Raw genomic sequence first — 11,697 nt, 5'->3', positions numbered from 1 at the left:
TTGGCCGGTTCAGGGCTGAGGACGCTGCTGGAGAGCGTCCGCTACGAGGTGCTGCCCGCGAAGGCGACCGAGGACAAGGTCCTCGCCCACGTCCCGCGCGAGGTCGTCGTCACCGTGACGGCGTCGCCGGTCAAGGGCCTGGAACCGACCCTCGACCTCGCCACCCGGCTCGCGGCGCACGGTTTCCGCGTCGTCCCGCACGTGCCCGCGCGGCTGCTGCGCGACGAAGTGCACCTGAAGGAGGTCGCCGATCGGCTGCGCGAGGTGGGCGTGGACGACGTGTTCGTCCCGGCGGGTGACGCCGACCCGCCGGCCGGGGCCTACGACGGGGCGCTGCCGGTGCTGCGCCGGCTGAGCGAGCTGGGCAGGCCCTTCGCCCGCGTCGGGATCGCCGGCTATCCCGAGAGCCATCCGCTCATCCACGACGACATCACCGTGCAGGCCATGTGGGACAAGCGCCGGCACGCCACCTACCTCGTGAGCAACCTCTGCTTCGACCCACGGGTGCTGGGGGAGTGGCTCGTCCGGATCCGGCGCCGGGACATCACCCTGCCCGTCCACCTGGGCGTCGCGGGGCCGGTGCAACGGGCCAAGCTGCTGTCCATGGCGGCGAAGATCGGCGTGGGGGAGTCGACCCGGTTCCTGACCGGGCACGCCTCGTGGTTCCTGCGGTTCGCGGCACCCGGCGGGTACTCGCCCGACAGGCTGCTGGCGCGTACCGAGAAGGCGCTCACCGCGCCGTCGGCGGGCGTCGCGGGGCTGCACCTGTTCACGTTCAACCAGATCGCGGAGACGGAACGGTGGCGCCGCGCTGTGCTCGAGCGGCTGGAAAGCTGAAACGCCCTTCGTATACGGACCCTTCGTATACGGACCCTCGTGTACGGAGCCTTCGCGTACGGAAAGGGGGCGGGGCCGGAAGTCCGGCCCCGCCCCCTCGTGTCGTATCGCTCAGCGGAAGACCACCGTGCGGTTGCCGTACACCATGACGCGGCTCTCGCTGTGCCACTTCACCGCGTGCGCGAGTACCTGGGCCTCCACGTCCCGACCGACCGTGACCAGGTCCCCGGGGCCGAGCGAGTGGTCCACCCTGACCACGTCCTGCTCGATGATCTGCCCCTCGTCCAGGTCCGGGGTCACATAGTGCGCCGTCGCGCCGACGAGCTTCACGCCACGGTCGTAGGCCTGGTCGTAGGGTCGCGCGCCCTTGAAGCTGGGGAGGAAGGAGTGGTGGATGTTGATGGCGTGACCCTCGAGCTGCTTGCACAGGTCGTCGGAGAGGATCTGCATGTAGCGGGCCAGCACCACCAGGTCGACGTCCAGGTCCCTCACCAGCTCCAGCAGGCGCGCCTCGGCCTCGGCCTTGGTGTCCCTGGTGACGGGGATGTGGTGGAAGGGGATGCCGTACGTCTGCGCCAGGCCTTCGAAGTCCCGGTGGTTGGAGACGATCGCCGGGATCTCGATGTTGAGTGCGCCGGTGCGCTGACGGAACAGCAGATCGTTGAGGCAGTGACCGAACCGGGACACCATGATCAGCGTGCGGGTCGGCGTCGACGCCTCGCTCAGCGTCCAGGTGATGCCGTACGCCTCGGCGACGGGACCGAATCGGTAACGCAGTGTTTTCACCTGCGCGTCCGGGTCGGAAACGTCGAAGTGAACCCTCATGAAGAAGCGGCCCTGCAGCCGATCGTCGAACTGCTGACTTTCCAGGATGTTGCCCGAGTTCCTGACGAGGAAGCCGCTCACCGCGTGGACCAGTCCGGCGCTGTCGGGACAGGAGAGGGTGAGGACGTACTCACGACCGGGCTGCGGACCAGGGTACTCAGCGGACACAGCGACCTCCGTCGGTGCGTATTGCACAACATGGTGAGCGATACGCAACATGGTCGGCTCGACTCCGCTTGCGGTCAAGGGCGGCCGCATAAGTACCCGCATGGCGAAATCGTCATCCGCCAACCCCTTGACGCAGGTCTGTGGCGTTCGTCAAGGTGTTCCACCACAAGCAATTGAATGCATGATGCGCAACGCATTTCGGGCTGAAGGGCATTGGCGCGTGGCAGACCTGTATGTGGCTGGGGAATGGCGGGACCCGTCGGCCGGTGGGCGCCGGGAGATCCGCTGCCCCGCCGACGGCTCCCTCACCGCGACCGTCTCGGAAGGGACGCGTCCCGACACCGAGGCGGCGATCGCCGCCGCCCGCCGCGCCTTCGACGAGGGACCGTGGCCGCGCACCTCCGAGCGGGAGCGCGGCGCGCTGCTGCTGCGCACCGCCGACCTCATCGAGCGCGATGCCAAGGAGTTCGCCCGCGCGGAGTCGCTGGACACCGGCAAACGGCTGGTGGAGAGCGAGTACGACATCGCCGACGTCATCTCCTGCTTCCGGTACTACGGCGGGATCGGCGGCACCGACGCCGGCCGGGTGATCGACACCGGCCGCGACGACGCCGTCAGCCGCGTCGTCTACGAGCCGATCGGCGTGTGCGGGCTGATCACCCCTTGGAACTACCCTCTGCTGCAAGCGAGTTGGAAGGTCGCACCGGCTCTCCTGGCCGGCAACACGATCGTCCTCAAACCCAGTGAGCTGACCCCCTCCACCTCGATCCTGCTGATGAGGGCGCTGGCGGAGGCCGGACTCCCGGCCGGTGCCGCCAACCTCGTCCTGGGCACCGGGCCCGAGGTCGGCGCCCCGCTCTCCGAGGACCCGGCCGTCGACATGGTCTCCTTCACCGGCGGCCTGGAGACCGGCAAACGGATCATGGCCACCGCCGCGGCGACCGTGAAGAAGGTGGCGCTGGAACTCGGCGGCAAGAACCCCAACGTCATCTTCGCCGACGCCGACTTCGAGACGGCCGTGGACTTCGCTCTCACGGCCGTCTTTCTGCATTCCGGGCAGGTCTGCTCGGCCGGCGCCCGGCTGATCGTGGAGGACTCGCTGCACGACCGGCTCGTCGACGAGGTCGTCCGCCGCGCCCGGCGGATCCGCCTCGGCGGGCCCTTCGACCCCGAGGCCGAGACCGGGGCGCTGATCTCCGCACAGCACCGGGAGAAGGTCGAGGCGTATGTCGCGGCGGGCCTCGCAGAGGGGGCCGTGCTGCGCTGCGGCGGTGAACGGCCCGACGACCCGGCCCTCGCCGACGGCTTCTACTACCCGCCGACCGTCCTCGACGAGTGCCGGCAGGACATGCGCGTCGTGCACGAGGAGTCCTTCGGGCCCGTGCTCACCGTCGAGCGCTTCACCGACGAGGACGACGCCGTGCGGATCGCCAACGACACCGAGTACGGACTGGCCGGGGCCGTGTGGACGCAGGACGCGGGCAAGGCCCAGCGGGTGGCCCGGCGGCTGCGTCACGGCACGGTGTGGATCAACGACTACCACCCCTACGTGCCGCAAGCGGAATGGGGTGGCTTCGGGCATTCGGGCGTGGGCCGGGAGCTGGGACCGACCGGCCTGGACGAGTACCGAGAGCCCAAACACATCTGGCAGAACATCCAACCCCGGCCGCAACACTGGTTCCGCGGCTGAATGCCGAAGAGAGGTCGATCATGACCCCAACACAGACCGAGGTGCCGCAGCGGCGCGGCGCGCCCGAGGATTCGGACGGTACTCCGGTCATATCCGTGCGCCGGCTGTGGAAGGTGTTCGGGCCGAAGGCCGACCAGGTGCCGGACTCGGAGGAGCTGTGCGGCCTCACCCGCCGCGAGCTCATGGACCGTACCGGCTGCACCGCCGCCGTACGCGACGTGAACTTCGACGTCCGCCAGGGCGAGGTTTTCGTCGTCATGGGCCTGTCCGGCTCGGGCAAGTCCACGCTGGTGCGATGTCTGACCCGGCTGATCGAACCCACCGCCGGAGAGCTCGTCTTCGAGGGCGAGGACATCCGCGAGGCGGACCCCAGACGCCTGCGCGACCTGCGGCGCCGCAAGTTCTCCATGGTCTTCCAGCACTTCGGACTGCTGCCGCACCGCCGGGTCGTCGACAACGTGGCCTTCGGCCTGGAGATCCGCGGCATGAGCCGGGCCGAACGCAACAAGCGGGCCCTGGAGGTCGTCGAACTGGTCGGCCTCTCCGGCTACGAGAACTCCTACCCCGACCAGCTCTCGGGCGGTATGCAGCAGCGCGTCGGCCTGGCCCGGGCGCTGGCCGGCAACCCGGACGTGCTCTTCTTCGACGAGCCCTTCTCGGCGCTCGACCCGCTGATCCGCCGCGACATGCAGAACGAGGTCATCCGGCTGCACCACGAGGTCGGCAAGACCATGGTGTTCATCACCCACGACCTCTCCGAGGCGCTCAAGCTGGGCGACCGCATCCTGATCATGCGCGACGGCAAGATGGTCCAGTGCGGCACCGGCGACGAGCTGGTGGGCGCCCCGGCCGACGACTACGTACGCGAGTTCGTCAAGGACGTGCCGCGCGGCGATGTGCTCACCCTGCGGTGGATCATGCGCCCGGCGGAGCCCGACGACGCCCTGGACGGTCCCGAGTTGGGCCCGGACGTCGTGGTGAAGGAGGCCACCCGGGCGGTGCTGGCGGCGGACAGGCCGGTCAAGGTCGTGGAGGACGGCAAGCTGCTCGGCATCGTCGGTGACGAGGAGATCCTCGCAGTGGTCGCCGGGCACGAAGGCGGGGCGTGATGGCCGTCGCCCTGGAGAAGTCCGCTCCCCTGGCCGCCGTGCGCAAGGTCCGCCGGCGCACGGTGGTGGCCGCGATCCTGGTGGCCTGGCTGCTCCTCTTCGTCGTCCTGCGCGGAAAGCAGACGCTGACCCTGGCGGCGGCGGACCTCACCGACCTGCACCGGTGGTTCAACGACGTCAACGACTCGATCGGCGCGGACCGCAACTCCAACCCGCTGTTCCTCTACTTCTTCAACGAGATCCGCCTGGTCATCGACAACCTGGTGACCTTCATCCAGCACCTGATCTCACAACCCTCCGCAGGCCGCCCCCTTCCGCAGATCGGATGGCTCGGCGTCGTCGGCATCGTGGGCTACGTCTCCTGGGCCGTGGGCAACTGGCGGGTCGCCCTGCTGGCCGTCGCGGGCTTCACCTTCCTGGGCCTGCAGGGTCTGTGGCAGGAGAGCATGGACACCCTGTCGCTCACGCTCTCCGCGGTCTTCGTGGCGCTGCTGTTCGCGATCCCGCTGGGTGTGTGGGCGGGGCTCTCGGACCGGGTCAACCGGATCGTGACGCCGTTTCTGGACTTCATGCAGACGATGCCGACCTTCGTCTACCTCGCCCCACTGACCCTGTTCTTCCTGATCGGCGGGGCCTCCGCGACGATCGCCACCGTGATCTACGCGGCACCGCCCGCGATCCGCATCACGGCGCACGCCATCCGTTCCGTGCCGGAGACCACCGTCGAGGCCGCCGAATCGCTGGGTGCGACCCGACGGCAGGCACTGCTCAAGGTCCTGCTGCCCATGTCCAAGCGGACCGTGGTGATGGGTGTCAATCAGTCGATCATGGCCGCCCTGGCCATGGTGACCATCGCGGCGCTGATCGACGCGCCCGGCCTCGGCAAGACCGTCGTGCAGGCTCTTCAGTCGCTCGACGTGGGAACGGCCTTCAACGCGGGGCTCGCCATCGTCGTCATGGCGATCGTCCTCGACCGGGTCACCACCGCGGCCAGCGCCCGTGCGGAGACGGCCCGGCGTTCGAAGAACCGCTTCCTCAAGTGGCGCAGGCCGCTGCTGGGTGCGGGCGCGGCGGTCACGGCCGTCCTCGTCTATCTGTCGCACACCTATCTCTGGGCGGCGGAGTTCCCCGGCGACGGCGGCACCGGCAGCTCCATCGCGAGCGCGGCCGACACCGCGACCGGTTGGGCGCAGGACAACCTGTCGGGCCTCACCAACGCCTTCCGCGACGGCATCTCCAACGGCCTGCTCAACCCGTTCCAGTCGCTGCTCACCGACTCACCGTGGTGGCTCGTCGCCACAGTGCTGATCGCGCTGGGCACCGTGCTCGGCGGCGGGCGGGCCGGCATCACCACGGCCGTCTGCCTGGGCCTGCTGCTCGGCACCGGCCTGTGGTCGGACGCGATGACGACGCTGGCGTCGACCCTCGTGGCAACGGTGCTGGTCATGCTGCTCGGCATGGTCCTGGGGGTGTGGATGGGGCGCAGTCCGCTCGTCGACCGGCTGCTGAGGCCCACGCTGGACGCGGCGCAGGTGATGCCGCCGTTCGTCTACCTCGTGCCGTTCCTGGCGCTGTTCGGCGCGACCCGCTTCACGGCCATCGTCGCCGCGATCGTCTACGCGGCGCCGGTCGCCATCAAGATCATCGCCGATGGGGTGCGGGCCGTGCCCGAGACCACCGTCGAGGCGGCCACGTCCGCCGGGTGCAACACCTGGCAGATCATCACCAAGGTTCAACTGCCGATGTCACGCAGTGCCCTGACGCTCGCGACCAACCAGGGCCTGATCTACGTGCTGTCGATGGTTGTTGTGGGCGGCCTGGTAGGAGCGGGCGCCCTCGGCTACGACGTCGTGGCCGGCTTCTCGCAGGGGCAGCTGTACGGGAAGGGGCTCGCGGCGGGACTCGCCATCGTCCTTCTCGGAGTCATGTTCGACCGGATCACCCAGGCAGCGGCGCGACGCGCGAGCGCTTAAGGAGCACCAGCATGGCAACACAAGTACGACCGTGGAGAACCGGCGTGGCCGGCATAGCCGTCGTGACTGTCATCGGGCTGACCCTCACCGCCTGCGGCGGCGCGAAGGTCGGTGACGACTCCGCGGATGCGGGCAGCTCGGGCAAGTGCGGAACCTTCAACCTCGCCGTCAATCCGTGGGTGGGCTACGAGGCGGACGCGGCCGTCGTCGCCTACGTCGCGCAGCACGACCTCGGCTGTACGGTCAACAAGAAGGACCTGAAGGAGGAGATCGCCTGGCAGGGCTTCGGGACGGGCGAGGTCGACGCCGTCCTGGAGAACTGGGGCCACGACGATCTGAAGAAGAAGTACATCACCGACCAGAAGACCGCCGTGGCGGCCGGCTCGACCGGCAACAAGGGCATCATCGGCTGGTACGTGCCGCCGTGGCTGGCCAAGGCGCACCCGGACATCACCGACTGGAAGAACCTCAACAAGTACGCGGCCGAGTTCAAGACCTCCGAGTCCGGCGGCAAGGGCCAGCTGCTGGACGGGGACCCGTCGTACGTCACCAACGACGAGGCGCTGGTGAAGAACCTGAAGCTGGACTTCAAGGTGGTGTACGCGGGCAGCGAGACCGCGCTCATCCAGTCCTTCCGCAAGGCCGAGAAGAACAAGGAATGGGTGATCGGCTACTTCTACGAGCCGCAGTGGTTCCTGTCCGAGGTGCCGTTGGTCAAGGTTGATCTGCCCGCCTACACGACGGGGTGCGACGCCGATGCGGCGAAGATCGCCTGCGACTATCCCGTCTACGACCTCGACAAGATCGTCAGCGCCGAGTTCGCCAAGTCCGGCAGCCCGGCCTATGACCTGGTGAAGAAGTTCAACTGGACGAACGACGACCAGAACACCGTGGCCAAGTACATCGCGGTGGACAAGCTGTCGCCGGACGCTGCGGCCAAGAAGTGGGTGGAGGCCAACCGCGCCAAGGTCGACGCCTGGATCAAGTAACCCACGTCGGCAGGACGGTCGGAGATGCCCGGCGGGCGGTGTGCACCTGTGTGCGCCGCCCGCCGGGCATTGCCGCGTTTCGGGCTGTTTCCCGACGTCACCGGACCTCTTGACACCCCCTGTCCGCGACAGGCACATTGAGTTGCGCAACCTGAACTATGTTGCGCAGAAAGCAACTCGACTGGTTTTCGATCCGGAGGTGCGGCGATGGCGGGACCCCGAGTGGTGATCATCGGAGCGGGCGTCGTGGGAGCGGCACTCGCGGACGAGATCTCCGCGCGCGGCTGGACCGATGTGACCGTGGTCGACCAGGGCCCGCTCCCCGCGACCGGGGGCTCCACGTCGCACGCCCCGGGCCTGGTCTTCCAGACGAACTCCTCCAAGACCATGACCGAGCTGGCCCGCTACACCGTCGAGAAGTTCTGCTCCCTCGACGTCGACGGCAAGCCCTGCTTCCTCCAGGTCGGCGGCCTCGAAGTGGCCACCACCCCCGAACGCCTCGCGGAGCTGCACCGCCGCCTCGGCTGGATCACCGCCTGGGGCATCGAGGCGCGCCTGCTCAGCGCCGCCGAGTGCGTCGAGCAGCACCCGCTGGTCGACCCGGACCGGATCCTCGGCGGCCTCCTCATCCCGACCGACGGGATCGCCAAGGCCGTCCTCGCCGTCGAGGCGCAGATCCGCCGGGCCACCGAGCGCGGCGTCACCTTCCTGGCCCGCCACGAAGTGCTGGACATACAGCAGAGCGAGGGCCGGGTGACCGGTGTCCTCACCGACCGCGGCGAGATCGCGGCCGACATCGTGGTGTGCTGCGCCGGCATCTGGGGCCCGAGGATCGCCCGCATGGTCGGCATGAACCTCCCGCTGACCCCGCTCGCCCACCAGCTCGCCTGGACCGGCCCGATCCCGGCGCTCGCGGGCCGGACGCAGGAGGCGGTGCGGCCGATCCTGCGCCACCAGGACGCCGACCTCTACTACCGCGAGCGCTTCGACGGCATCGGCATCGGCTACTACGGGCACCGGCCGATGCCCGTCTCGGCCGACGACATCCTCTCCGTCGACGAGGCCGACGACATGCCGTCGGTCCTGAAGTTCACCGAGGACGACTTCGCCGACGCCTGGACCGAGACCCGGTCCCTGCTCCCCGCGACGCAGGAGGCCAAGGTCGAGGAGGGCATCAACGGCCTGTTCTCCTTCACCACCGACAACTTCCCGCTGCTGGGCGAGTCCCCGGACGTCAAGGGCTTCTGGGTGGCCGAGGCGGTCTGGGTCACGCACTCGGCGGGCGTCGGCCGGGCCATGGCCGAATGGCTGGTCGACGGCTTCTGCTCGTCCTTCGACCTGCACGAGTGCGACGTCAACCGCTTCGAGCCGCACCAGCTGTCCCCGGAGTACGTCCTGGCCCGCGACTGCCGCAACTTCGTCGAGGTCTACGACATCCTCCACCCCCTCCAGCCCTCGGGCGACCCGCGTCCGATCCGCACGAGCCCCTTCCACGCCCGCCAGCAGGAGCACGGCGCGTTCTTCCTGGAGGCCAACGGCTGGGAGCGCCCGCAGTGGTACGAGGCCAACGCGGGACTGGCCGAGGGCCGCAACATCCCCACGCCCGACGACTGGGCCGCGCGGTACTGGTCGCCCGTCGTCGGCGCAGAGGCACAGGCCACCCGCGAGACCGTCGCGATGTACGACATGACCGCCCTCAAGCGGCTCGAGGTCAGTGGCCGGGGCGCCGCGGACTTCCTGGAGGGGCTGACCACCGGCAAGGTCGCCAAGTCGGTCGGCTCGGTGACGTACACCCTGCTCCTGGACCGGGACGGCGGCATCCGCAGCGATGTCACCGTCGCCCGCCTGGCCCCCGACCTCTTCCAGGTCGGCGCCAACGGCAACCTGGACCTCGACTGGTTCGCGCGCCGGCTCCCCGCCGACGGCACCGTCCAGGTGCGCGACATCACCCCCGGCACCTGCTGCATCGGCCTGTGGGGCCCCCTGGCCCGCAAGGTCCTCCAGCCGCTGACGGACGAGGACTTCTCCAATGACGGCCTGAAGTACTTCCGCGCCAAGCGCGCCTACATCGGCTCGGTGCCCGTCACCGCGATGCGGCTGTCGTACGTGGGCGAGCTCGGCTGGGAGCTCTACACCACCGCCGACCAGGGCCTGAAACTGTGGGACACCCTGTGGCGGGCGGCGAAGCCGCTCGGTGGCGTCATCGCCGGCCGCGGCGCCTTCAACAGCCTCCGCCTGGAGAAGGGCTACCGCTCCTTCGGCACCGACATGACCTTCGAGCACGACCCCTACGAGGCCGGCGTCGGCTTCGCCGTCAAGCTCGACAAGGGCGACTTCCTCGGCAAGGCCGCCCTGGAGCGCCGCAAGGAAGGCGTCCGGCGCAGGCTGACCTGTCTCACCATCGACGACCCGCGGTCGGTCGTCCTGGGCAAGGAGCCGGTCTACGACGGCGACCGCGCGGTCGGCTACGTCACCAGTGCCGCCTACGGCTACACGATCGGCAAGGGCATCGCCTACGCCTGGCTCCCCGCGGAACTCGCCGTCCCCGGGACGGCGGTCCACATCGGCTACTTCGACCGGCGGGTGGAGGCGGTCGTGGCCGAGGAGCCGCTGTTCGACCCGACGATGTCCCGCCTCCGTGGCTGAGCGATGCATCGGGGATGCCCGCGACGGGTCGTCGTTGCGCTGCGGGTCCGTCGTGGCCGGTCGCGCAGTTCCCCGCGTCCCTTGGGGCGTTGCAGCACAGGCTCGCAGGAAGGAGCACGGTCAGTGACCGCACTGTTGCCTGACGGCAGGGCGACCGCCCGCATCGAGGCCCTCGTGGCCCAGCACCCGCTCTATCCGCCCTCGCACGACGGAGCTGTCCGATGAGCCCCAGCACCCCCGGCGCCGATCTCCCCGACCACCCCGACCGGCTCTGGCGCAACCCCGAGCCCAGGCGGTCGTACGACGTGATCGTCGTGGGTGGCGGCGGTCACGGTCTGGCCACCGCCCACTACCTGGCGAGGAACCACGGCATCACCAATGTCGCGGTCCTGGAGAAGGGCTGGCTGGGCGGCGGCAACATGGCCCGCAACACCACGATCATCCGCTCCAACTACCTGTGGGACGAGAGCGCCGGCATCTACGAGCACGCCCTCAAACTCTGGGAGGGGCTGGCGGAAGAGCTCGACTACCCGATCCTCTTCTCCCAGCGCGGCGTGCTGAACCTCGCCCACAGCCTCCAGGACGTCCGCGACAGTGTGCGGCGGGTCGAGGCCAACCGGCTCAACGGCGTCGACGCCGAGTGGCTCGACGCCGAGCAGGTCAAAGAGGTCTGCCCGATCGTCAACATCTCGCCCGACGTGCGCTATCCGGTCCTCGGCGGCACCTACCAGCCGCGCGCCGGCATCGCCAAACACGACTACGTCGCCTGGGGATTCGCCCGCTCCGCGGACGCCGCCGGCATCGACATCATCCAGAACTGCGAGGTCACCGGCTTGGACGTGGTCGGCGGCCGGGTGGTCGGCGTACAGACCACGCGCGGACCCATCGCCGCGGGCAAGGTGGCCCTGTGCTCGGCCGGCCACACCTCGGTCCTCGCCGCCATGGCCGGCATCGAACTCCCCCTCCAGAGTCACCCGTTGCAGGCACTGGTCTCCGAGCTCCTGGAGCCGGTCCACCCCACGGTGGTCATGTCCAACGCCGTCCACGTGTACGTCAGCCAGGCGCACAAGGGCGAACTGGTGATGGGCGCCGGCATCGACGCCTACAACTCCTACACCCAGCGCGGCGCCTTCCACATCATCGAAGAGCAGATGTCCGCCGCCCTGGAACTCTTCCCGGTCTTCGCCCGCGCCCATGTGCTGCGCACCTGGGGCGGCATCGTCGACGTCAGCCCGGACGCCTCGCCGATCGTCGGCCTCAGCCCGGTCGGCAACCTCTACCTCAACTGCGGGTGGGGCACGGGCGGTTTCAAGGCCACTCCGGGCGTCGGCTGGGTCTACGCCCACACCATCGCCCACGACACCCCCCACTCCCTCAACGCCCCCTTCTCGCTCGACCGTTTCACCACCGGCGCGCTCGTCGACGAGCACGGCGCGGCCGCGGTGGCCCACTAGGGAGCC

8 protein-coding genes are annotated in these 11,697 nt (G+C 69.3%); 7 read left to right on the top strand and 1 reads right to left on the bottom strand.

Translation table 11 applies throughout. The annotated features are described in order from the left end of the window. A complete protein-coding gene (locus tag OG736_RS02910) occupies window positions 1–837 on the top strand; it encodes a methylenetetrahydrofolate reductase (RefSeq protein ID WP_327180983.1) in 837 nt (278 codons plus the stop codon). A 111-nt stretch (window positions 838–948) separates the two neighbouring features. Here OG736_RS02910 and purU read toward each other — a convergent pair whose 3' ends face one another. Continuing rightward, window positions 949–1,830, bottom strand: coding sequence for a formyltetrahydrofolate deformylase (gene purU / locus OG736_RS02905; protein WP_327180982.1), 882 nt, complete (start codon window positions 1,828–1,830; stop codon window positions 949–951). Window positions 1,831–2,050: 220 nt separating this feature from the next. Here purU and OG736_RS02900 point away from each other — a divergent pair, with 220 nt between their 5' ends. The 6 genes from OG736_RS02900 to OG736_RS02875 all read left to right on the top strand — a co-directional run bounded on the left by OG736_RS02900 (window position 2,051) and on the right by OG736_RS02875 (window position 11,691). Beyond that, window positions 2,051–3,520, top strand: a complete 1,470-nt coding sequence (locus OG736_RS02900; protein WP_327180981.1) for an aldehyde dehydrogenase family protein — start codon at window positions 2,051–2,053, stop codon at window positions 3,518–3,520. Between the two features lie 20 nt (window positions 3,521–3,540). Next, window positions 3,541–4,629: a quaternary amine ABC transporter ATP-binding protein gene (locus OG736_RS02895; RefSeq protein WP_327180980.1), complete on the top strand. Its 1,089-nt coding sequence runs from the start codon at window positions 3,541–3,543 to the stop codon at window positions 4,627–4,629. Continuing rightward, complete coding sequence (locus OG736_RS02890) at window positions 4,629–6,602, top strand: ABC transporter permease (RefSeq protein WP_327180979.1); 1,974 nt, start codon at window positions 4,629–4,631, stop codon at window positions 6,600–6,602. Before OG736_RS02895 ends, OG736_RS02890 begins: the two co-directional genes overlap by 1 nt. A gap of 11 nt (window positions 6,603–6,613) precedes the next feature. Next, window positions 6,614–7,591 carry an ABC transporter substrate-binding protein gene (locus OG736_RS02885; RefSeq protein ID WP_327180978.1) on the top strand — a complete coding sequence of 326 codons (978 nt, stop codon included), beginning with the start codon at window positions 6,614–6,616 and terminating at the stop codon, window positions 7,589–7,591. Window positions 7,592–7,798: 207 nt separating this feature from the next. Then, window positions 7,799–10,237, top strand: coding sequence for a GcvT family protein (locus OG736_RS02880; RefSeq protein WP_327180977.1), 2,439 nt, complete (start codon window positions 7,799–7,801; stop codon window positions 10,235–10,237). Window positions 10,238–10,458: 221 nt separating this feature from the next. Continuing rightward, on the top strand, window positions 10,459–11,691 hold the full coding sequence (locus OG736_RS02875) for a sarcosine oxidase subunit beta family protein (protein WP_327180976.1): 1,233 nt from the start codon (window positions 10,459–10,461) through the stop codon (window positions 11,689–11,691). The last annotated feature ends 6 nt before the right edge of the window (window positions 11,692–11,697 follow it).

Origin of the sequence: Streptomyces sp. NBC_01334 (assembly GCF_035983595.1) — a bacterium.
Taxonomy (GTDB): domain Bacteria; phylum Actinomycetota; class Actinomycetes; order Streptomycetales; family Streptomycetaceae; genus Streptomyces; species Streptomyces coriariae.
The sequence above is the reverse complement of the archived record's forward strand: the minus strand, read 5'-3'. Positions and strand labels throughout refer to the sequence as shown.

What these genes read in the sequence shown, in the direction of transcription:
- OG736_RS02880 (WP_327180977.1), top strand. Translation starts at nt 7,799, where the DNA reads ATGGCGGGACCCCGAGTGGTGATCATCGGAGCGGGCGTCGTGGGAGCG.
- OG736_RS02895 (WP_327180980.1), top strand. Translation starts at nt 3,541, where the DNA reads ATGACCCCAACACAGACCGAGGTGCCGCAGCGGCGCGGCGCGCCCGAG.
- OG736_RS02890 (WP_327180979.1), top strand. Translation starts at nt 4,629, where the DNA reads ATGGCCGTCGCCCTGGAGAAGTCCGCTCCCCTGGCCGCCGTGCGCAAG.
- OG736_RS02885 (WP_327180978.1), top strand. Translation starts at nt 6,614, where the DNA reads ATGGCAACACAAGTACGACCGTGGAGAACCGGCGTGGCCGGCATAGCC.
- OG736_RS02875 (WP_327180976.1), top strand. Translation starts at nt 10,459, where the DNA reads ATGAGCCCCAGCACCCCCGGCGCCGATCTCCCCGACCACCCCGACCGG.